22 protein-coding genes are annotated in these 22,543 nt (G+C 41.6%); 20 read left to right on the top strand and 2 right to left on the bottom strand.

Annotated elements, in window-relative coordinates:
• The first annotated feature begins 20 nt into the window (after positions 1-20).
• The 19 genes from ASE55_RS11070 (at position 21) to ASE55_RS10980 (ending at position 18,101) form a co-directional block, all read left to right on the top strand.
• Positions 21-956 (top strand): NADP-dependent oxidoreductase, encoded by a 936-nt coding sequence (locus ASE55_RS11070; protein WP_056219276.1) that lies wholly within the window; start codon positions 21-23, stop codon positions 954-956.
• A gap of 170 nt (positions 957-1,126) precedes the next feature.
• Complete coding sequence (locus ASE55_RS11065; RefSeq protein WP_056219274.1) at positions 1,127-2,059, top strand: ring-cleaving dioxygenase; 933 nt, start codon at positions 1,127-1,129, stop codon at positions 2,057-2,059.
• Positions 2,060-2,140: 81 nt separating this feature from the next.
• Positions 2,141-3,094, top strand: a complete 954-nt coding sequence (locus ASE55_RS11060) for a ring-cleaving dioxygenase (protein ID WP_056219271.1) — start codon at positions 2,141-2,143, stop codon at positions 3,092-3,094.
• A 1-nt stretch (position 3,095) separates the two neighbouring features.
• Positions 3,096-3,716 (top strand): alpha/beta hydrolase, encoded by a 621-nt coding sequence (locus tag ASE55_RS11055; protein ID WP_056219269.1) that lies wholly within the window; start codon positions 3,096-3,098, stop codon positions 3,714-3,716.
• A gap of 7 nt (positions 3,717-3,723) precedes the next feature.
• Positions 3,724-4,071, top strand: a complete 348-nt coding sequence (locus ASE55_RS11050) for a hypothetical protein (RefSeq protein ID WP_056219265.1) — start codon at positions 3,724-3,726, stop codon at positions 4,069-4,071.
• 53 nt (positions 4,072-4,124) lie between these two features.
• Positions 4,125-4,436, top strand: coding sequence for a hypothetical protein (locus tag ASE55_RS11045; RefSeq protein WP_056219262.1), 312 nt, complete (start codon positions 4,125-4,127; stop codon positions 4,434-4,436).
• A gap of 9 nt (positions 4,437-4,445) precedes the next feature.
• Positions 4,446-5,030, top strand: a complete 585-nt coding sequence (locus ASE55_RS11040) for a Crp/Fnr family transcriptional regulator (RefSeq protein WP_056219260.1) — start codon at positions 4,446-4,448, stop codon at positions 5,028-5,030.
• A 206-nt stretch (positions 5,031-5,236) separates the two neighbouring features.
• A complete protein-coding gene (locus ASE55_RS11035; protein ID WP_056219258.1) occupies positions 5,237-6,115 on the top strand; it encodes a pirin family protein in 879 nt (292 codons plus the stop codon).
• Positions 6,116-6,334: 219 nt separating this feature from the next.
• A complete protein-coding gene (locus ASE55_RS11030; protein ID WP_056219255.1) occupies positions 6,335-7,156 on the top strand; it encodes an alpha/beta fold hydrolase in 822 nt (273 codons plus the stop codon).
• 108 nt (positions 7,157-7,264) lie between these two features.
• Positions 7,265-7,897 (top strand): hydrolase, encoded by a 633-nt coding sequence (locus ASE55_RS11025; protein ID WP_056219252.1) that lies wholly within the window; start codon positions 7,265-7,267, stop codon positions 7,895-7,897.
• Between the two features lie 108 nt (positions 7,898-8,005).
• Positions 8,006-9,298 (top strand): alginate export family protein, encoded by a 1,293-nt coding sequence (locus ASE55_RS11020; RefSeq protein WP_238585040.1) that lies wholly within the window; start codon positions 8,006-8,008, stop codon positions 9,296-9,298.
• Positions 9,299-9,318: 20 nt separating this feature from the next.
• Entirely contained in the window at positions 9,319-10,068 is a 750-nt protein-coding gene (locus ASE55_RS11015; RefSeq protein ID WP_056219247.1) for a M17 family peptidase N-terminal domain-containing protein, read from the top strand.
• A gap of 2 nt (positions 10,069-10,070) precedes the next feature.
• Positions 10,071-11,960: an amidohydrolase gene (locus ASE55_RS11010; protein ID WP_056219244.1), complete on the top strand. Its 1,890-nt coding sequence runs from the start codon at positions 10,071-10,073 to the stop codon at positions 11,958-11,960.
• A 12-nt stretch (positions 11,961-11,972) separates the two neighbouring features.
• A complete protein-coding gene (locus tag ASE55_RS11005; protein ID WP_056219243.1) occupies positions 11,973-12,398 on the top strand; it encodes a DoxX family protein in 426 nt (141 codons plus the stop codon).
• Between the two features lies 1 nt (position 12,399).
• Positions 12,400-12,873 carry a Dps family protein gene (locus tag ASE55_RS11000; protein ID WP_056219239.1) on the top strand — a complete coding sequence of 158 codons (474 nt, stop codon included), beginning with the start codon at positions 12,400-12,402 and terminating at the stop codon, positions 12,871-12,873.
• A gap of 5 nt (positions 12,874-12,878) precedes the next feature.
• Positions 12,879-13,544 carry a YoaK family protein gene (locus tag ASE55_RS10995; protein WP_056219236.1) on the top strand — a complete coding sequence of 222 codons (666 nt, stop codon included), beginning with the start codon at positions 12,879-12,881 and terminating at the stop codon, positions 13,542-13,544.
• Positions 13,545-13,590: 46 nt separating this feature from the next.
• Complete coding sequence (locus ASE55_RS10990) at positions 13,591-15,861, top strand: histidine kinase dimerization/phosphoacceptor domain -containing protein (protein ID WP_082474496.1); 2,271 nt, start codon at positions 13,591-13,593, stop codon at positions 15,859-15,861.
• Entirely contained in the window at positions 15,845-17,236 is a 1,392-nt protein-coding gene (locus ASE55_RS10985) for a sigma-54-dependent transcriptional regulator (RefSeq protein WP_238585039.1), read from the top strand. The genes ASE55_RS10990 and ASE55_RS10985 overlap by 17 nt, the downstream gene beginning before the upstream one ends.
• Before the next feature lie 226 nt (positions 17,237-17,462).
• Positions 17,463-18,101: a TMEM175 family protein gene (locus tag ASE55_RS10980; protein ID WP_056219231.1), complete on the top strand. Its 639-nt coding sequence runs from the start codon at positions 17,463-17,465 to the stop codon at positions 18,099-18,101.
• 25 nt (positions 18,102-18,126) lie between these two features.
• On the opposite strand, the gene ASE55_RS10975 is transcribed toward ASE55_RS10980, so the two are convergent.
• The gene (locus ASE55_RS10975; protein WP_056219228.1) at positions 18,127-19,701 is read right to left on the bottom strand and encodes a sigma-54 interaction domain-containing protein; all 1,575 of its coding nucleotides are present in this window, start codon (positions 19,699-19,701) and stop codon (positions 18,127-18,129) included.
• A 408-nt stretch (positions 19,702-20,109) separates the two neighbouring features.
• On the opposite strand from ASE55_RS10975, the gene ASE55_RS10970 reads away from it, so the two are divergent.
• On the top strand, positions 20,110-21,540 hold the full coding sequence (locus ASE55_RS10970) for an exodeoxyribonuclease VII large subunit (protein WP_056219227.1): 1,431 nt from the start codon (positions 20,110-20,112) through the stop codon (positions 21,538-21,540).
• A gap of 259 nt (positions 21,541-21,799) precedes the next feature.
• On the opposite strand, the gene ASE55_RS10965 is transcribed toward ASE55_RS10970, so the two are convergent.
• Positions 21,800-22,348 (bottom strand): hypothetical protein, encoded by a 549-nt coding sequence (locus tag ASE55_RS10965; RefSeq protein WP_056219224.1) that lies wholly within the window; start codon positions 22,346-22,348, stop codon positions 21,800-21,802.
• Positions 22,349-22,543: the final 195 nt, after the last annotated feature.

Here is a 22,543-nt window from a genome sequence, read left to right as displayed (position 1 = left end):
AATCAATAATTAAAATCAATATGAAAGCAATCGCATTAAAAACAGCAGGCAGTACGGAACAGCTGGAATACATTGAAACGGAGAAACCGGAGATTCAGAATGATGAAGTCTTAATAAAAGTCAGGGCCATAAGCATCAATCCGGTAGATGTTAAAAGCCGCAACGGAAAAGGGATGTACGGAAAGCTGAAAGAAGAAAATCCGCTGATTCTGGGCTGGGATGTTTCAGGGATTGTAGAAGAAAGTAAAAGTGAAGCCTTTACAACAGGCGATGAGGTGTTCGGGATGGTAAATTTCCCGGGCCATGGAAAGGCATATGCAGAATATGTTGCCGCTCCGGCAGGCCAGCTGGCGTTAAAACCTGAAAATATATCTTTTGAAAAGGCAGCTGCAAGCACTTTGGCAGCATTAACGGCATGGCAGGCGCTGGTTAAAAATGCAGACATTCAGAAAGGCCAGCATGTCCTGATTCATGCAGCGGCTGGCGGTGTAGGGCATATGGCTGTTCAGATAGCAAAACATTCAGGGGCAACGGTAACCGGGACTTCATCCCTGAAAAATAAAGATTTTGTGCTGGGCCTTGGTGCAGATAAGCATATTGATTACCAAAGTTTTGACTGGGAATCGGCTCCGAAGGAATTTGATTTTGTACTGGATACCATCGGCGGCGGTACCATTGATGATTCCCTGGAAGTAACCAAAGCCGGCGGAACAATCATCAGTCTTCCCACAGGCCTGAATGAAGAGGTAACAGCAAAAGCAGCAGCAAAAGGGGTGAAAGGATATCCCATTATGGTACAGTCGGACGGCAATGATATGAAACAGATTGCACGTCTTCTGGAAACCGGAGCACTGAAACCGCATATTTCAAAAATATTTCCCTTTGAACAGATTCGGGAAGCACATCTGCAGCAGGAAACCGGAAGGACCGTCGGGAAAATAGTGGTCACACTGTAATGTAGCATATTATGGCGGGCGGCCTTATCATCTATGAGAAAAAAGTTGTTCATCATCAACCGTTCAGCATGTCTTCCTCAGTAAAAAGAGAAAACGCTTTTTGCATTTATTAAACTAGTTAAATGTGCAGCACTTCAGACCGCTGTAATTTAGCATCAAAATAAAACAACATGCAGAACAGAATTTTAGGATTGCACCACATTACCGCAATCGCAGACAGCGCAAAAAGAAACCTGGATTTTTATACTCAGGTGTTAGGCGTAAGGCTGGTAAAGAAAACCGTGAATTTTGATGATCCGGGAACGTATCATTTTTATTTCGGGAACGAAACCGGAACACCGGGAACCATTCTGACTTTCTTTCCATGGGAAGGAATCGGAAAGGGAACCAACGGAACAGGGCTGGCTACACACATCGGATATTCGGTACCGCAAGGAAGCCTTGAATTCTGGAAACTCCGTTTGCAGCAGTCCGGTATTGCTGTGGAGGAAGGCGAAATATTCGGGGAGAAAATGATTTCTTTTAAAGATCCGGACGGCCTTCAGTTACAGTTTATAGAATCATCAGCTTCTGATAATCGTAAAGTCTGGACTACCGATGATATTAAAGATGAAAATGCTTTGAAAGGGTTCCATAACGTAACCTTAACGCTTAAAAAAGCGGAGCCGACAATTAAGGTTCTGACAGATATTTTAGGATACGGTCTTCAGAAACAGGAAGAAAACCGTTACCGTTTTGCAACAGATGCCATTGATACGGCCAACCTGATTGATATCATCGAAAATGATAAGAACCCCGCAGGAAGGAATGCGGCAGGAACAAACCACCATATCGCTTTCCGCGTAGAAAATGAGGCTGTCTTAATGGAATACCGTGAAAAAGTGATGTCAGCCGGATTAAGCATTACCCCTAAAATTGACAGGGATTATTTTTACTCCCTGTATTTCCGGGAACCGGGCGGCGTTTTATTTGAAATTGCCACCGATAACCCGGGGTTCACAGTGGGTGAGCCTTTGAACGAACTGGGGCAAAACCTGAAGCTTCCGAAACAGTATGAAGCCATGCGCAGCCAGATAGAGCAGGCACTGCCGAAATTATCGTAGGTGCTCATTCATTTTAGGTAAAGAATATTTTAATTTTAAATCATCAGGAAATAACGTCCGATAACTTCAAACCAATACATTATGGCACTCATCACAGGACTTCATCACGTTACCGCCATGACAGGCGATGCACAGGGAAATATAGACTTTTATACAGGTGTTTTAGGGCTCCGGCTTATTAAAAAAACCGTCAATTTTGATTATTCCGAGGTCTATCATTTTTATTTCGGGGACGAAACCGGAACGCCGGGAACCATCATGACCACTTTCCCGTATGGAAAAGGACTCGCCAACGGGCGTCACGGAAAAGGAATGCTGAACACCACTGCTTTTTCAGTTTCTATGGAAGCACTGGATTACTGGCTGGAACGCCTGTCACAGTTTAATATCCCTTACAAACAGCCGCAGCAAAGGTTGTCAGGCGAGGTTTTTATTTATCTTGAAGATTTTGACGGGCTTGGCCTTGAGCTGGTCTTCAATGATAAAGATGGCAGAAAAGGGTACGACAACGGACTGATCCCGAAAGAATATACCATCAAAGGGTTTCATCATGTGGAAATCTGGCTGGATGCCTATGAAAGGACAGCGGCTTTGCTCACCACGCAGATGGATCACCAGCTCATTGCCGAAAGTTCGGACCGGTTCAGGTTCGGGACAGAAAATAAGCCGGGAAAATATGTGGATCTCGTATGCATGCCCAATGCGCTGAAAGGCCTGGCGGGAAGAGGAACCGTTCACCATGTGGCCTTTGCAACCCCTGATGCACAGTCGCAGCTGGAAATGATCGACAGGTTAAACGCTTTCGGGTTACCGCATACTGAAGTGAAGGACCGGAAATATTTTACGTCCATTTATTTCAAAGAGCCGGGCGGCGTCCTGTTTGAGATTGCCACCTCAGGTCCGGGCTTTGATGTGGATGAAGAACTGGCATCGCTCGGGGAAGACTTAATGCTTCCAGAACAGTATGAAGAAAACAGGGAACATCTGACCGAAGTTCTTCCGAAAATTGACTATCCAACAGAAAAATTCAGATAAAATGAGCCATACTTTAGATATAAAAACATCAGGAACCCCAATTGACAAAGCCCAAAAAGCATTGATCATGATCCATGGAAGAGGCGGAAGTGCAGAGGATATTCTGAGCCTGTCCAAACATTTGAATGTAGAAGATTATGCTTTGCTGGCACCCCAGGCAACAAACGGAAGCTGGTACCCATTGTCTTTCATTGCTCCTGCTGCGCAGAACGAACCCTGGCTGTCTTCAGCCATTGAAACGGTTGGGAAAACCGTAGAAACCGCTTTGGATGCAGGCATTAAAACTGAGGATATTTATTTTTTCGGATTTTCTCAGGGCGCCTGTCTTACCGTGGAGTTTTTGGCAAGAAATGCTCAGAGATTCGGAGGGGCGGTGGCTGTTATCGGTGGTGTTATCGGAGATAAGATCAACCGTGACCATTACAGCGGGGATTTTGCACAGACGCCGGTTTTACTGGCCACCAGTAATCCGGATTTCCATGTTCCGGTAGAAAGGGTGTATGCCACAGCCAATATTTTCAGAGAAATGAATGCTGAGGTTACGGAGAAAGTATATGAAAACTTCGGACATTCCATCAATCAGGAAGAAATGGAACTGGCGAATACTCTGATCTTCAAATAAGAACCGGATGAAAATTACAAAAATCTTCAGCGACGAAAACGGAGAATCTCATTTTGAAGATCTCGAAATTCCATTGATAGATCAGGGTGAGATTGGTTTCCTGTCAGAAGATATCCAGGTGAAAAGATTACAGTTCAGAACCGTTTCTGCAGACTATGATTATAACTTTCATTGTGCTCCGCAAAAACAATATATTGTACTTCTGGATGGCGGCGTTGAAATAGAAACGTCGTCCGGCGAAATCCGGAAATTCCGGACGGGCGAAATTCTTTTGGTGGAAGACACTTCAGGAAAAGGCCATAAAACAAAAAACCTTGAAAGGAAAGAGCGGACCTCCCTGTTTATTCATATTTAAATGAAATGTGTGATAAGCAGCGTTAATGTAGAACCCAAACATATCAAATATTTATGAAAACCCTAAACTTTCTGGTGATCGGGAAAAATCAGGAAATCCTTGATGTTTTGAAAAGGATCATCGAAAATAATGAAGGCTGGAAAGCGGAAATCCGGACTGATGAAAACTCCTGCTACACCTATATAGAAGAAAACCAGGTGGATATTGTTCTTCTGAGTTCCGGTCTGGAAGACCGGTTTGAAAAAGAGATCACAGCCTTTTGCGGAAATCTGGATAAAGAAGTGAAGGTAATTGATCATTACGGCGGCGGAAGCGGATTGCTGAAGAACGAAGTCTACAGTCTTTTTCCTAATTTGCAGCCGTAAACCAATTTTATGTTTGAAAATATCATCAGAAATGTAACCCGATTTATCAGCCTTACCCAGGAAGAGGAAAAATTTTTCACGGATCTCCTGGTTTGTGAATCAGTGCCTAAGAAAACCATTCTATTGCGGGAAGGCGAAATCTGCCATTTTGAAGGCTATATCCATAAAGGCTGCATACGGGTGTATTATCTGGATGATAATGGTTTTGAAGTGACCATCCTGTTTGCCATTGAAGACTGGTGGATCAGTGATATTGCTTCATTTCAGGATCAGAAACCTTCCAATCTCTACATAGAAACCATTGAAGATTCAGAAATATTCATGCTGAATCCCGTTACCAAAGAGCAGCTGCTGAAGGAAATCCCGAAATTTGAAAGGGTGTTCAGGATGCTGGTGCAGAGAAATCTGTTCACTTTACAGAACCGCCTGGTCAATACCATTTCAAAAAGCGCATCAGACCGGTATCTGGAATTTATAAAGGTTTACCCTACAATTCCGCAGCGTGTGGCGCAGTATTATATTGCTTCCTATCTGGGAGTTTCAAAAGAATTTGTGAGCACCATCAGAAAACGCCTGGCCACTAAAGAAAAATAATTTACGAAGGAAAATAAAAATTCCCTTCTTCCGAAGGGGACGAAAATTCAAAGAATTTTTGACGGGTAGTTTTAAAATTAAACCGGATATGAAAAATATCCGGTAATTTTTTTGTCCGGAAGCCATTTATTAAACCAGTTAAATGCACAGCAGTTTCTATCACGGTACATTTGTCCTGTTAATAACAGATAAACAACTGAACAGATATGGACAGAAAAGATTTTTTAAAGAAAGGATTATTGGGAACCGGAATGTTTGTAGCACCGGCATCATCAGAAAATACCATGAAAAATGACATTGATGAAATAGAACCGTTGGAACCCATCGGATATAATCATCTGCCGGATCCTGAGTCCAGGATTAAAGATAATTTTGTAATTCACAGGGCAGATTCCAGAGGGAAAGCGGATCACGGATGGCTGGTAAGCAGCCAGACGTTCAGTTTTGCCAATTACCATAACCCCGAAAGAATGCATTTTGGTGTTTTAAGAGTGTTGAATGATGATACCGTGGAAGCCGGGAAAGGTTTCGGGACACATCCCCATGATAATATGGAAATCATCAGCATTCCTCTCGAAGGCGACCTGGAACATAAAGACAGTATGGGGAATTCGGCGGTTATCCGAAGCGGGGATATTCAGGTGATGAGTGCAGGCACCGGGATCATGCACAGCGAATTCAATAAAAACAGGGACTGCCCGGCGAAATTCCTTCAGATCTGGGTTTATCCCAATAAAAGAAATGTAGTGCCAAGGTATGACCAGATTACCTTAGACAAAACACAAAGCAAAAACAGGTTTCAGCAGATACTTTCCCCGGATGCTGATGACGAAGGCATCTGGATTCACCAGGATGCATGGTTCCACCTGGGAGATTTTGATAACCAAACCGAAATACAGTACCCGATCAGGAAAAAAGGGAACGGTGTCTATGTTTTTATCTTACAGGGAAGTGCGGAAATCGGAGGCCAGGTCTTGGGAGCAAGAGACGGATTCGGAGTCTGGGATATTGCTGATCTGGAAATCAGGACAACCGCTGACCATACAGAGATTCTTCTGATGGAAGTTCCGATGACCCTGTCTTAATAAATGATTTATTTTAAACAGTTATCGGTCTTAAAGTTTCTCGCGATTTATTAAAATCTATATAATTTATCACAGGGCTTTCATAAAATTACGAAATATCGTAATTAAAATCAGAGGGTTTGTTTTATAAATATTTGAAAATTAAACAGTTGTGTTTTTGGGTGGCTTTTTGAAATTAATGTTATGAATTTAAATATTAATTAAAAAAAATCCACAGCAATGAGTACACTACAACTAAAAGACGGAACAGAAATTTTTTACAAAGACCAGGGAAAAGGACAGGTCTTAATGTTTCACCACGGATGGCCTTTATCTTCAGACGATTGGGATGCACAGGTAATTTTCTTTTTACAGAAAGGTTACAGAGTGATCACGCATGACAGAAGAGGTCACGGAAGATCAAGCCAGGACATCTATGGTCATACCATTGAACAGTATGCTGCTGACGCGGCTGAGCTGGTAGAATTTTTAGATCTGAAAAACGTAGTTCATATCGGACACTCAACAGGTGGTGGTGAAGTAATCCGTTATGTAAACAAATATGCCAACGGCAGAGCTAAAAAAGCAGTATTAATCAGTGCCGTTCCGCCGATTATGGTAGCCAGCGACAGCAATCCGGATGGGGTACCGATGGAAGTTTTCGACAACATCAGAGACCAGACTTTAAACAACAGACAACAGTTTTATATTGATTTGACATTCCCTTTCTACGGCTACAACAGAGAAGGCGCAAAAGTAAAAGAAGGTATACAGAGAAACTGGTGGAGACAGGGTATGATGGGCGGAATCGTGGCGCATTACGAAGGCATCAAAGCATTTTCCGAAACTGATTTCAGGGAAGATCTGAAAGCGGTTGATATTCCCGTTCTGGTTCTTCACGGAGAAGATGACCAGATTGTTCCTTACCAGAATGCAGGCGTAAAATCTGCTGAATTGTTGAAAAACGGTAAATTAATTACGTATCCCGGTTTCCCTCACGGAATGCCGACCACAGAAGCGGATACCATCAATAAAGATATCTTAGCTTTTATCACTCAGTAAAAATCAGATTCCATACCAATATACAGCCAGCTTTCTACACGTTGACTTAGGCGTTTAATGGCTGTTCTCAAAACAAATACTCAATTAATTCCATTATAAATAAACTTTATGAAACCATCATCCAAACTGTTATCTCCGGATAACCATGCCCTTGTATTAATCGATTTTGAAGGCCAGATGGCATTTGCAACCAAAAGCATTTCCATGAATGAACTGCGTAACAATGTTGCGGTTATCTGCGGAGCATCAAAAATATTTAACGTTCCGACAATCGTAACCACCGTTGCGGAAGAAAGTTTTTCAGGGCCCGTTTTCCCCGAAATTGAAGAAGCGTATCCGATGGCCACTTCGGGCTATATCGACCGAACAACAATGAACACCTGGGAAGATGAAGCGGCTTATAAAGCGATCGTGGGAACCCAGAAGCAAAAGTTGGTTTTTGCAGGATTGTGGACGGGCGTTTGCATCGTAGGGCCTGCATTGTCTGCATTGGAAGAAAATTATGATGTGTACGTCATCACCGATGCCTGCGGCGATGTGAGCGATGAAGCGCACGAAAGAGCCGTTCAGAGAATGATCCACGCCGGAGTAAAACCTGTGACTTCCATTCAGTATATTTTAGAATTGCAGCGAGACTGGGCGCGCCAGGAAACGTATGTTGCCGTAACAGATCTGATGAAAAAGTACGGCAGTTCTTACGGATTGGGAATTCATTACGCCCACAATATGATCAAACATTAATTTAAAATTTTCATGTTGAAATCTGCATCTTCCGTATCGTTTTTAAAAATTATCATTCTCTTAATTTTTATATGTTCTGAAAATTTATCGGCACAAAATTTCAAACTTTTGCGCTACGATGAAAACTATGAATATTTAAAAGATTCTGCGGATACTTTTTATAATAAGGTTAAATACCTCCCTTTAAATGAAAAGAAAAACAGCTATCTCTCTTTTGGGGGCGAGGCACGGTACGAATATGTGGATTTCAACAACGAAGACTGGGGAAGACTGAATATCGGCCACAACAACTTTTTTCTGCAGCGTTATGATGTGCATGCAGATCTGCATTTGGGTGAAAATGTAAGAATTTTTACACAGGTCCGGAGCGCATTGCAAAACGGAAGAAAAAACGGTTCGAGAGGAATTGATGAAGACCAGCTGAGCATCCAGAATCTCTTTGTTGATGTCAGAATTTTTAAAGATCAGGATCAAAAACTGGTTTCCAGAATCGGACGGCAGGAACTGGATTACGGGTCGGGAAGATTGATTTCCGTACGGGAAGGCCCGAATGCAAGGCTTTCCTTCACCGGAGCCAAATTAATGTATTCCGGGAAAAATATTTCAGTTGATGCCTTTGCCATGATGGCAGACAGTATCAATGCCGGAGTTTTTGATAACAGAATTTCGAAACAGCTCAACCTTTGGGGATTGTATTCAAAAATCATTGTTCCGCAAGCCGGAAATATCGATTTCTACTACATCGGCATCCGAAGGGACGAATCTGTTTTTGAAGCCGGAACAGCTAAAGAAAAACGACATACCATCGGCGGAAGGTTCTGGAAATATGGCGGCGGATTCATTTACAATCTGGAAGCGGCTTATCAGTTCGGAACTTTCGGAGAGGGGAACATCAGTGCATGGACAGGTTCTGTTGATGTGGGCTATCTGTTTGAAAACGTTAAGTTTAAACCAAGCATTAATCTTCGCAACGATTATATTTCGGGAGACCAATCGAAAGACGACGGAAAACTCAATACGTTTAATCCGCTTTATCCGAAAGGTGGTTATTTTGGCTTCAGTCCGCAGGTCGGCCCCGTCAATCTCATTGATATTCATCCCTATGCAACCCTGGATTTAACATGTAAACTTAAAATGCAGTTGGACGTTGTTTTCAACTGGCGGTATTCCCTGGATGACGGTGTTTACCGGCCAAGTGGAACCTTAAATCGTCCGGGAAGCAGTTCAGATAAAAGGTATATTGGAACAGCATACTTAACCAATTTTACGTACACTTTCAGTAAATATATTTCTTTGGTGAGCGGGCTTCAGTATTTCCGGAAAGGCGAATTCATCGATGATATAATTCCCAATGCGAAAAGTGGCGTTTTTTATAACATCCGTTTAGGATTCAAATTTTAACCCTTATTAATTCATTTATTATGCAAAATTCAATTTTAAAATATGTTAACTGGTCTAAAGCCGTCTTTACTGCATTTATTCTTGCAAGTTCAGTAACCGGTTCCGTTTCAGCACAGACAGCAACAGCTGAAACAAAAACAGCAGTCGGAACCACAAAAAACTGGGGAACCGTAGACGGCGTTTCCATCGTTGGTTTGGTGCAGGGACCTTCCGCTGCGGTGGCAGATCTCCAGATTGCCTGTGTTTTCGAATATACAGACGGTGATATTTTCAATCCGCCGGCACTTCCGAAAGATCTGAATGGAATGGTTCATTTGGATGAAGCCTTAAAGGGGATTATTACCGATGTCAGAAAAACCGGAAAATTCAAAGGCCACGCTTTGGAAACCTTATTAATTACTCCGCCAAAAGGAAGTTTATCTTCAAAAAAACTATTATTGATCGGATTGGGAGACCGGAATTCTTTCAATGCTGAATTAATGAAAGAAGTAGGAAGCGTAGCCGTGAGAGAAGCTTTGAAATTACAGGTGAAAACCGCCTCTTTCGCAAGTGACTTAAAAGATGCAGGCATCGATTCGCCGACCGCCTTGGTGGCAGGAAATGTGGTGTTGGGCGCTTTTGATGCGTATCGCATACAGTCTTATTTAAATGAAAAACATTTTTCTGATAAAATAAAATTACAGAAGCTGATTTTACTGGCCGGACCTTCATTTTTCACCGTTGCCGGAAGCGGAATTCAGGATGCCATTACAAAACTTAACACCAAATAACCATGAAAGCAGATCTTATTTTACACAACGGAAAAATTCACAGTTTCAACAAAGAAACGCCGGATATTTCTGCAGTTGCCATTAAAGACGGTAAAATTATAGCTGTTGGAAACAACGGTTTGGTAGATCAGTTCGCAGAAGAATCTACAAAAATCATTGATTTAAAAAAGAAAAGAGTGGTTCCGGGGATCAACGATTCACATATCCATTTGATTCGGGGTGGATTGAATTTTAACCTTGAACTTCGATGGGATGGTGTTCCGTCATTAGCGGATGCGTTGAGAATGCTGAAAGAACAGGTGGACCGTACGCCGTCTCCGCAGTGGGTTCGTGTAGTCGGCGGCTGGTCGGAATTCCAGTTTGCAGAAAGAAGAATGCCGATGCTGGAAGAAATCAATAAAATTGCTCCCGAAACGCCTGTTTTTATCCTGCATCTGTACGACAGGGCATTGATGAACAGAGCCGCTTTAAAAGCCGTAGGATACACAAAAAACACACCGGCTCCTCCGGGCGGACAGATCGAGAGAGATGCCAACGGCGAACCGACAGGATTGATTATCGCCACTCCAAATGCGATGATTTTATATTCAACCTTAGCAAAAGGCCCGAAGCTTTCCTACGAACATCAGGTGAATTCCACAAGGCATTTTATGAAAGAATTGAACCGGTTCGGAATTACAAGTGTGATTGATGCAGGCGGTGGTTTCCAGAATTTTCCGGATGATTACCAGGTCGTTAATGAACTGAATGAGAAAAAACAGCTGACCGTAAGAATTGCCTATAATTTATTCACCCAAAAGCCGAAAAATGAGTTTGAAGATTTCAGCGAATGGATTGATACCGTAAAGTTATATCAGGGTGATGATATGTACCGCCACAACGGGGCAGGAGAGATGCTGGTTTTCTCGGCAGCAGATTTTGAAGATTTTTTACAGCCAAGACCCGATTTACCGGAAAACATGGAAGCCGACCTCGAAAAAGTTGTCCGTCTGTTGGTTGAAAACCGCTGGCCGTTCCGGCTTCATGCAACCTATAATGAAAGTATTACCCGGTTTTTAAATGTTTTTGAAAAAGTAAACCGGGACATTCCTTTCAACGGACTTCCGTGGATTTTTGATCATGCGGAAACCATCGATGAAAAAAATATCGAAAGGGTAAGAAGTTTAGGCGGAGGAATTGCCATCCAGAGCAGAATGGCGTACCAGGGAGAATATTTTACCGATCAGTACGGAGCCAATGCCGCTGAAAATACGCCTCCGATTAAAAAAATGCTGGAAATGGAAGTTCCTGTCGGCGGCGGTTCTGATGCCACGAGGGTAAGCAGTTACAATCCATGGGTTTCCATGTATTGGCTGACAGTGGGGAAAACGGTTGGCGGACTGCAATTGTACACCGATACCCGGTTAGACAGAAACACCGCGCTGGAATTATACACGAAAGGAAGTGCCTGGTTTTCCCAGGAACAGCAGAAAAAAGGAGATATTCAGGTTGGGATGTTTGCTGATCTGGCGGTTTTAGATCAAGATTATTTCACGGTGGAAGATGAAGAAATCAAAAATATCGAAGCCGAAATGACGGTGGTAGACGGTAAAATTGTCTATGCAAAAGGGGAGTTTTCATCCTTTGCGCCGCCATCGGTTCCCATTCTTCCGGATTGGTCTCCGACGAATCTGTACAACGGTTATTATCCGGTTGGCGGGCATACGCAGACAGCTATTGAAAAGAATGCAAAGGCAGATCTCAAAGCGCCGCTGACTGCTCAGATTCACAGCTGTGCAGGGAGTTGCGATGTGCACAACCACAACCACGACCATGCGAGAATGAGCAATCTTCCGGTGAATAATTATCATTCATTCTGGGGTGCGCTCGGATGCTCCTGTTTTGCCTTTTAAACTTAAAAAATTATGGAAATTTTAAAACACATTCTATCCTCGGATTTAGGTTCGGAATTTAATGACATGGCTTTTCTGGTGTTCAGAGTGCTTTTAGCTGTTGAACTGTTCCGGGTTCACGGACTGAAAAAATTCAGGGTAGAAAACGGAAAGAAAGAAACGATCCCGAATCCGCTCGGGCTTCCTGATAAAATGAATGCTCTGGTGGCTTCTTTCGCTGATTTGGTGGTTCCTTTTTTAATCATTTTAGGATTGGGAACCAGGCTTGCCGTATTGCCGACAATTGGGGTAACGGCCATTGGGTATTTCGTAGTTCACCGAAAAGATTCCCTGGAAGTACGCGATGTTCCTTATATGTACACTTTGTCATTATTATTAATTCTTGCGCTTGGCGCAGGAAAATATTCACTCGATTATTATTTATTAAACTTACTTTAAAATGAAAACATCCATCGGAACTAAAACAGAAAACCGGGCAAAAGTTGCTGAAATATTGGTTAAAACGTTAGCAGATGAATTCATTCTGTATACAAAAACCAGAAAAGCCCACTGGAACGTGGAAGGACAGGATTTTTACAACAAACATCTGTTTTTTGAAGCGCAGTATCAGCAATTGGATGAAATGATTGATCAGATGGCTGAAAGAATCAGGATGCTGGGACATTATGCTCCGGCTACGTTGAGGGAATATCTTGCTTTAACGCATCTTTCGGAAAGTCACCTGGAAGCAAATGACAGCCTTACTTATATGAGAGAACTCCTGTCCGATCATGAAAGTATCATCATACATCTCCGTGAAAATATAGAAAATTTTGCCGTAGAATTCCGTGATGCCGGGACCAGCGATTACATCACCGGGTTATTGGAAACCCATGAGAAAATGGCCTGGATGCTTCGTTCACATTTAAAATAAAAATCATGGAAATAAAACATAATATAGGATTTGTTACCCTACTGTTAACCATGATTGCAGGTTATTGTGACACGGTGACTTTCGTTGCGGCAGATTCTATTTTTTCGGCGCACGTTACGGGGAACTTTATTGTATTTGCCTATCAGTTTGTAAAAGGTTCAGATGTGCATGCATGGATCAAACTGCTTACTTTTCCCGTATTTATCTTAGCGGTAATGGCTGGGGGAAGAATTGCCGGAAAAGTTCTCAATCATTATACGATTCTGTTCTGGGAAGGATTTTTACTTCTTTCAGCAGGGATTTTAGTGGCAATTTTTACTTATAACGGAATGTTCACTGAAGTTATCATGTACACCGTTACCATGATTGCCGTTTTTGCGATGGGGCTTCAGAATGCTTTCGGGAAATTGTATGCCAAAGAAACGCATGGCCCGACAACGATGATGACGGGAAATGTGACACAGGCTTCCCTGGATTTCGGGAATTTACTTAAAAGCAGTTTTAAAGATGCTGATGCTTTATTAAGTTTAAAGAAACAGCTTATTTTAATTATCGGCTTTTTGGTGGGATGTTTTTTAGGTGCATTTGCAGGAAAGCAGCTGGGACTTGTCACACTGGTTTTACCCGGGTTTGCGATGATCATCTGCTATCTTTACCACCGTAAAATCTGACGGCAAAAACAAAATACATAATCAGATAATGAATTATCTTTAAAGAATGAATTTCACGCGTGATGCAATGAGTAAAAAACGGTTGGGAATATTTTGTTTTATGCTGATCCTTATGTTGTTGGGCGGTTCAGTAAAAGCGCAGGAAAACATAAATCCGGAACAGTTAAAAAAACAGATCTCTTCTTCAAAAGATGAGGTTAAGAAAGCAGGTTTACTGTTACAGCTGAGCGAATATTATCTGAATAAAAAAGGAGAATTAAAAAAAGATCTGGACAGCGCGGCATTTCTCAACAAGGAAGCCATGCTTTTGAGTACTAAAACCAATAACAAGCTTAACAAAGGAAAAGCCATGTTGCTGGACGCTAAAATTGATAAAGAAAGAGGAAATAAAAACAGTGCATTTCCAAAAATGAAGCAGGTGATCAGCTATTTTGAAAAAAATAATATGACCGAACAGTCTGGTATAGGCTATGAAGAGCTTTCTTTTCTGTATGATAATGCGCCTGAAAATTTTGAGCCTAAAATAAAACTGAAGGAAAAAGCACTGGCTCTTTTTAAAAAATCAGGGGCAAAACTGAAGCAGGCTTCAATACTGAAAGACCTGGGGGAGCTTTATACGATGAAAGGGGAACCGGATCAGGCTATTCAGCTCCTTAAGGAATCATTAGCCATTTATCAGTCGGCAAAGTTCAGGGGAATTCAGGGCATTTATAATCTGCTTTCGCAGGCTGAAATTCAGAAAGCAGATTACGAACAGGCATTGAGATACGGTATTTCTGCAGAAAAAACGGCGTTAACGGTTAATGACAATTCTTTGCAGCTGAGTGCCATTTACAGCAACATCGGGATGGTGTATTATTACTTGCGTCAGAATGATGATGCCATGAAATATTGGGAAAAAGCCCTGGATGTGGCAAAAAAACATAACGATAACGGCTATATAAGAACTGTCGCCAACAATATGTCTACGATGCTGATCAGGCAGAGGGAATTCAGCCGGGCAATCGCGATGATAAAAGAATATAAAAGGAAGTATCCTATTGATGATAAGCAGTTTGAAATGACCGAAGATTATATTCTCTTCAGTACGTACACCATTTTGAAGCAGTTTGATCATGCCGAACCCTATTATAAAAAACTGGTTGCGTATTACGGAGAAAACGGAGAAAGGAACAACAACCAGGTTTCCCTTTTGAGGAGCTTTGTTTTTTATCATTACCAGACCAAAAATTATCCTGCCATGTACCGCAAAGCCAAACTTTTTGATTCCCTGGCAAAAAAAAACGGAAACGATATGCTGCGTTCGGAAAATCATTTAATCTGGTTTAAGGCAGATTCTGCGCAGGGAAAATATGCAGATGCCATTAAGCATTATCAATTGTATAAAAAGTTTTCTGATACTGTTTTTAACGGGGAAAAAAGCAGGCAGATCAACAGCCTGAAAATTCAGTTTGAAACCGATCAGAAAGACAAAAATATCCAGCTGCTTACCCAGAAAGGAAAGCTTCAGGAAATACAGATCACCAATGATACTGTGATGAAATATGTTTTTACCGGAAGCATCCTGGTACTGATTCTTTTTGCCGCTTTGCTGTACAACCGTTCCCGGTTAAAAACAAGCGCCAATAAAAAACTGGAATTAAAAAGAAAACAGATCGATGAGCAGAACGAACAGCTTAAAAAATTGCTGTCTGAAAAAGAATGGCTGCTGAAGGAAATCCATCACAGGGTAAAAAATAACCTCCAGATTGTCATCAGCTTATTAAACACGCAGTCTGCCTATCTTGACAATGAAGATGCATTGATGGCCATCCAGAACAGCCAGCACAGAATGCATGCGATGTCTCTGATTCATCAGAAATTATATCAGTCAGACAACCTTTCAACAATTGATATGTCTTGGTATATTTATGAGCTGATCAGCTATATCAAAGAATGTTATTTGTCAGAAAAGAACATCAGATTTGTTTTGGATACCGAAAAAGTATTCCTGGATGTGGCACAGGCGGTGCCGATGGGATTAATCGTGAATGAAGCAGTTAATAATACCGTAAAATATGCATTCCCCGGAGACAAAAGCGGTGAAGTGCTGGTTTCATTTAAAAATACAGAAGGAAATAATTACCAGCTTATTATTTCGGATAATGGAGTAGGGTTGCCCGAAAATTTTGATCTTGATGAAACAGAATCTCTCGGTATGAACCTCATGAGAGGACTTACAGACCAGCTCGACGGAACTTTTTCCCTGGAAAATAATAACGGGCTAAAAATAATCATAACATTTGCCAAAAATACAGCGATTGAAAATCACGGATAAGGTTAATGATATTTCAGATAAAATGAAAGAAAAAATACTAATTGTAGAAGATGAGTTTATCGTAGCCAATGATCTGAAAATCATGCTCAAAAAAGCAGGTTATCAGGTGACGGGCATTGCGTCTTCCGTTGTGCAGGCAAGAAAATCCATTGCCGAAAAGAAACCGGATTGGGTACTGTTGGATATCATGCTGAAAGGCGACCTTACCGGGATTGACCTGGCTTGGGAACTGCGCAAAATAAACATCCCTTTTCTCTATATTTCTGCCAATACCAACCAGTCTACGCTGGAATCTGTGAAAGAAACTCAGCCGTACGGATTTATGGTAAAACCTTTCCGTGAGCGCGATCTTATGGTCATGCTCGATATTGCAAAATACCGTTTTGATCTTGAGAAAAATGCGGATGTTCAGGAATCTCAGAGCCGCGAAGCTATTGAAGGAATTATCGGAAAAAGCCCGCTTCTGCAGGAGGTGATTGAGAAAATACGAGTGGTGGCACCAACGGATACTTCGGTTTTGGTAGTCGGAGAAAGCGGGACGGGAAAAGAGAAAGTGGCGCATTCTGTCCATGATCTTTCTGATAGAAATGGAAGTCCGATTGTGATTGTGAACTGCGCTGCTTTGCCTCATTCTTTAATTGAATCTGAGCTGTTCGGTCATGAAAAAGGAAGCTTTACCGGAGCCAATGCGATGAGAACCGGCAAATTTGAACAGGCCAACGGAGGCACCGTTTTTTTAGATGAAATCGGTGAATTACCGTTGGATTCCCAGGTGAAATTACTGCGTGTTTTACAGGAAAAGGAGATCGAAAGATTAGGCGGAAATAAAACCATCAAAGTGAATGTAAGAATTGTAGCCGCCACCAACCGTTCCCTGGAAAAAGAAGTGGCAGAAGGCAGGTTCCGGTTAGATTTATATTACAGGTTAAATGTTTTCCCGATCGAACTGCCTCCGTTAAGAGAAAGAAAAGAAGACATCGGTCTGCTCGCTAATTTTTTCCTTACTAAATATGCAGCTGCCGCAAAAAGGAATATTTCATCGATCAGTCAAAATGCTTTAGAACAGCTTTTACATTACCACTGGCCGGGAAACATCCGTGAACTGGAACATCTGATCGAAAGAAGTGTTCTTTTAGCCAAAACAACAGAAATTGAACATTTTGAGCTCCCGAAAACAACAGAAAAAACATCTACAGAATCTCAAGGCCAGATGAAATCAATGGAAGAAATGGAGCGGGATCATATTCTCAATGCATTGCAGAGTGCCAGCGGAAAGGTTTCCGGAACGGGAGGAGCCGCAGAACTCCTGAAAATGCAGCCACAGACGCTGTATTCTAAAATGAAAAAACTGGGCATTGATAAAGGGTATAAATAAAATAAGTATTACACTGAATTGTCATTCAGAATGACAAAATGTTTTGAAAACGAAGCCCGTCAATTCTGCTGGTTCTTCGAAATAAAATGCAGGAAAATTGTTCCGGTGATGTACATAAAATAAATATCCTTAAAGTTTGTTTTAAACAGATTCTCGATACAAAATTCTTTCAGAATTTCACCCGAATTGACGGGAACGCATAGACATCAACTCAAACAATAAAATTATGAAAAAAGAAACCGGCAGGATAGAAGGATTCAGTGACGGTGTTTTTGCGATTGCCATTACGCTTTTGGTACTGGATCTCCATTTACCGGAAGAAAATGCCATTACCAACGGAAACGACCTGTGGGTTTTTATGAAGAATCAGTGGCCGACGTTTTTGGCTTTTATTCTTTCCTTTTTCAGTATTTTCATCATGTGGGTGAACCATCACAAGATTTTTAAGCAGATTTACAGCCGTAATTCTGCCATTATGTTTGCCAACGGACTGATTCTTTTTCTGGTTTCGGCTGTGTCTTATCCTACAGCTTTATTGGCAAGGTATTTCAACGGAGAAGCATCATCAATAGTTGTTGCAATTTATACCGGGACTTTCGTTCTGATTAATCTGGCGTTTAATTTACTGTGGTTCTTAGCCAGCAGGAATAAAAAACTTCTCCGGCCGGGAATTACTGATGAAGCGATTAAAAAGATCCATAATAACTATTTGTACGGACTTCCGATTTATCTTGTTGCGTTGCTTTTTTCGTTCTGGATTCCTGCCGTTTCGCTGATGATTATTTTAGGACTCTGGATCTTCTGGGCTCTGTCGTCCGGGAAAATTGAAATGAATATGACACAATCAAATAAGTTAAAAGAATAAAATCAATATTTTAAAACTAAAGTGTTTATATTTCACTTTCTTTAATATAATGTCCTTTTTGTATTCCGAGTTTCTGCATTTTTGAAATCAGTGTGGTGGAAGGTAATCCCAACAAAACAGCAGCCCCCTGTTTACCGGAAATTCTGCCATTGCATTTCTCCACTACTTTTAGAATATGTTCTTTTTCTACCTGTTGCAGGGTTTTAATCTCAAATTCCTGATCTTTATTTTGTGGAGCAATACTTTTCGGAAATTCCATTTCTTTGATGATCGTATCTTTTGAGGTCAGGATGCCCCTTTCAACCATATTTTCCAGTTCACGGATATTCCCAGGCCACGAATATTCGCACATTGCATTGATTACTTTCTGAGAAAAGCCATTGATTTTTTTACCGGTTTTCACCGTATGTTTTTCTAAAAAATAATGGGCAAGCTGCGGAATATCCTCTTTTCTGTGGCGCAAAGCCGGAAGATGGATCGGGAAGACATTCAGTCGGTAAAAAAGGTCACTCCTGAAATTTCCTTCTGCTACTTCTTTTTCGAGGTTCCTGTTGGTCGCCGCAATGATTCTCACCTCTACTTTAATACGCCTGTTTCCTCCAATCCGCTCAATTTCTTTTTCCTGTAAAACTCTTAAAAGTCTTCCTTGAAGTTCAAGAGGAAGCTCGCCGATCTCATCCAGAAAAATAGTGCTGTTGCGGGCCTGTTCAAATTTTCCCAGTCGCTGTTCTGTTGCTCCGGTAAAACTTCCTTTTTCATGGCCGAAAAGCTCGGATTCAATAAGATTGGCAGGAATGGCCGCACAGTTGATCCGGATCATTTCCTGATGTGCCGAAGAAGACAGATCATGAATTGCCTGCGCTGCCAATTCCTTTCCCGTACCCGTTTCACCATAGATAAGAACGTTCGATTGTGACGGCGCAACCTGAGAAATCTGTTCATAAATCTGCTGCATCGGTGCACTTTCTCCGATGATTCCGTGAAAACCGGGGACTTCACCTTGTTCCGGAATACTTTCCTGTTCAGTTTCTTCAATGACGTGCCGGGTTGTATTCAATTGTTCGCCCAGCATAATATTGCGGACGGTAACTGACAGCTGTGTGGAAATCCCTGTCAGGATTCTTTCCGGAATATCCTCAGCAGAAATATAATTTTTGTAGAAAAGAAATATAAAACACTGTTCATCCTGAATTGCAGGCAGGCCAAAACCGGCCGCCATTCTCATCCCTGCATTTTTGGCATCAAGAAAATAAGTGGGCGTGGATGATTTATGCACCGGCAAAGCCTTAAGGTCAAAAATCAAAGGCTCCGCTGAATGCAAGCATTGTTCAAAATAGATGTCCGGAGTAGTTCCGATGGGATTATTTTGAGAGTCCGAAGAAGCAAGAAAAGTCTGAGATCCGTTTTTACCGTTTTTTATGATCGCAAAACTGTCGAAACGGAATTCGGATTTGAAACTCTGGTTTAAGGTTATTTTAAACCGGTCTTTATCCAGAACCAATGAAAACGCTTTGTTTAAAGAAGAAATAACCGACTGTTCTTTCTGCATATCCTGCAGCCGCTTCATCAGTTCCGCCGTATGGTCAACCTGTTTACTCATTACAATCCCATTGAAAGTTTAAAGATAGGGAAAGATTTGTTTTTGATGTATATACACCACGTTTTTCTTAACCCTACTTAAGGGGCGTTAAATGTTACTGATCCGGTCAGATGCGAAGTAGGCATTGAATATTTGCACTCATCAGAGTTTGTTTGTAATTTCTATTCCACTGATTTTAGATTCAGTAAATTTAAAACCTGTAAGATCCTCATAATCTGCATGAAAGTATTACGTAATTCTTATATTCATTTAATTATCACATATAAATGTATCTGTTTGAAAAACAATCTGATATTAGCCAGAAACTTTTAAAACCGATCATTTCAGGTACCTTATTAAGGAGTATATATCCATAACGGTGTTATCTTTGCCACAACTTACCATTGTTTCATCTATTTATATTTCCATATGCAGGGCAACGAACCTACCTATCCCGTTTATTCTCCGGCAGCCGTTATAGGTCTGTTCAATAATGCCTTGAAACTTAATGCTACCGTAAATCTGATTTATTTAAAGGGCCGGTATTCTTATGGAGGAGGAAAAGCCTACGTCAACTATTATTATGATTTTCTCTATTCCGAGAGTGACAGCACTTCTATCGGGGTGAAAATGCCGGGGCTGCTGAGAAGCAAGATTGTGAACAATGAAGTGTATACGCTGCGTGGATTTATAGAGAAGAGGATTAAGAATTCAAGCATTGAACTTGTTTTTGTGGTTGACGAAATTATTTCACAGGAAGAAAAATCGGTTTCTGAGGATGACCTGAAACGGTATGACCTGATACAGAAAAAACTGGAGAAAGGATCAAAGGACCTTGAAACATTTATCAGGGATAAAATTTTACAGTCTGAAACCGTAAGGATTGCCAACATTTACGGGCACAGTGCGATTGTACAGAAAGATTTTTATGAAGGACTGGATATTTCCTCCAAAGATTTTGAAATTGATGAATATACCTGCAACATTACCTCAGCCACTTCAATTTCAGATCTGCTGAACACGGTATCTGCTGCACATTACGATGTCATTGCACTGGTTCGTGGGGGAGGGGATAAGCAGAGTTTTGAAGTGTTCAATAATCTGTCGCTGGCAGAGAAATTCATCAGCCTTCCTGCCATTACAATTACTGCGCTGGGGCATACGGCGGATGAAACATTGCTTGATAAACTGGCTGACCGGAGATTCCACCTTCCGCATGATTACGGTGCCGGGCTGCATTCTGTTCTCAGTAAACTGACTGAAGAGAAATCAAATTCCAGGGCATTGCTCATTGAAGAGGTTAAAAAAGATGTCTCCAAACAGTTTGTTGAGCAGGTCAACACCTTATCCGGACAGCTGAAAAAGAAAAATGACGAATTTACAGAAGCCCAGAAAACATTTAAGGAACAGGTAGAGCAACAGTCCAAAGCATTCAGTGAACAGCTTAAAACCCGTAATGAAGAAGTTGAAAAACTTAAAAAGGAAATTACGGAAACCTACGGAAAACAGGTAGGTACGTTAACAGAGCAGCTGGTTAAAAAGAATGAAGAATTTCAGAAACTGCAGGAAAATGCGGCAAAGCAGATCAAGGAACTCAATACCAGTTTTGCCGGACAGCAGAAGCAGCGTCAGGAAGAAATGGAAAACTATAAAAAGGAGATTGCTGCTTTATACGAGAAAAATATCCGGTCTGCCATCAATGAAAAAACAGCGGCATTACAGGCAGGCCTGGAAGCGGCAAAACTGGAAAATGCCCGGCTGGATAAAAAAATCCAGGAACAGAAAACGGATTATACCAAAATTATTATGGCCGCCATTATTGCACTGGTCATCGGATATATCATAGCGAAGATGGTTTAAATGAGTTGGATAATGGTCTTTGTTTTTTTCCAAATATAATTGTATTGAGGGTAAAAAAGCAAAAAGCCCCCTAAACCAGGGAGCTAACTGAGATTGCACTAACACCTAAAACTAAAAATTAGACGATTATTTTGTTTTGATTTTAAAATCTTTTTTTTATTGTCTCCAGTAAGACCATTTGCTTCCGTTGTATACGGCCAGCCTTTTGGCTCCGCTTTTATTGATGTACACCATCATTCCCGGAGACGGGCTTCTTTTTTTATTGTCTCCAGTAAGACCATTTGCTTCCGTTGTATACGGCCAGCCTTTTGGCTCCGCTTTTATTGATGTACACCATCATTCCCGGAGACGGGCTTGGGATATTCTGTACATCCTGTACAATCGGCAGGATCATTGATTTGGTGGTTGATTCCAGTACCAGCACGCCGTTGGCAGTACTTGAGGCAGCCCCGATTACGGTTTTTGCATTGGCAGGTTCAGGTGCCTGGGCAGCCGTAGGCTGGGTAGCCATAACCGCTGAAATATCGGCATCCTGTCCGCTGAGGTCAATCCAGCTTCCGTTGTARTATTTTATACGYGCCTTGGTGGCATCACTTGCATCCAGGACCAGCGTTCCTTCTGCRGGAGCTRCAGGCAGTGTACGTACATAAGGCAGGATAATCCCTTTGTTCTGTCCGGCTGCAAAATCCAGTAAGACAGARGTTTTTACAGAGGCCGTACCRGTGGCATCACCTATGGCAACCTGTGCATTTAACACGCCTGTTAATCCTGTAAAAAGAAGGGTAGTAATTGTGATTATGTTTTTCATTGTATTTTATTTTAAATAAAGAGTAAACGGATCAGTTAAAATGTTCAGAAATCTGTCCTGTAATTATGGGCAGCTCGGTATGCTGAAACAGCTCCATATCGTACCGGTGTAAACTTTCAGGCACTTGGCCGTGGTGTCATACACCATCATTCCTTCCTGAGGAGATACCAGGGCGCTTACCTGTGTTGTGGTTAA

It is taken from the genome of Chryseobacterium sp. Leaf201, assembly GCF_001421435.1.
Taxonomy (GTDB): Bacteria; Bacteroidota; Bacteroidia; order Flavobacteriales; family Weeksellaceae; genus Chryseobacterium.
This window is presented reverse-complemented; position numbering and strand designations above follow the sequence as displayed.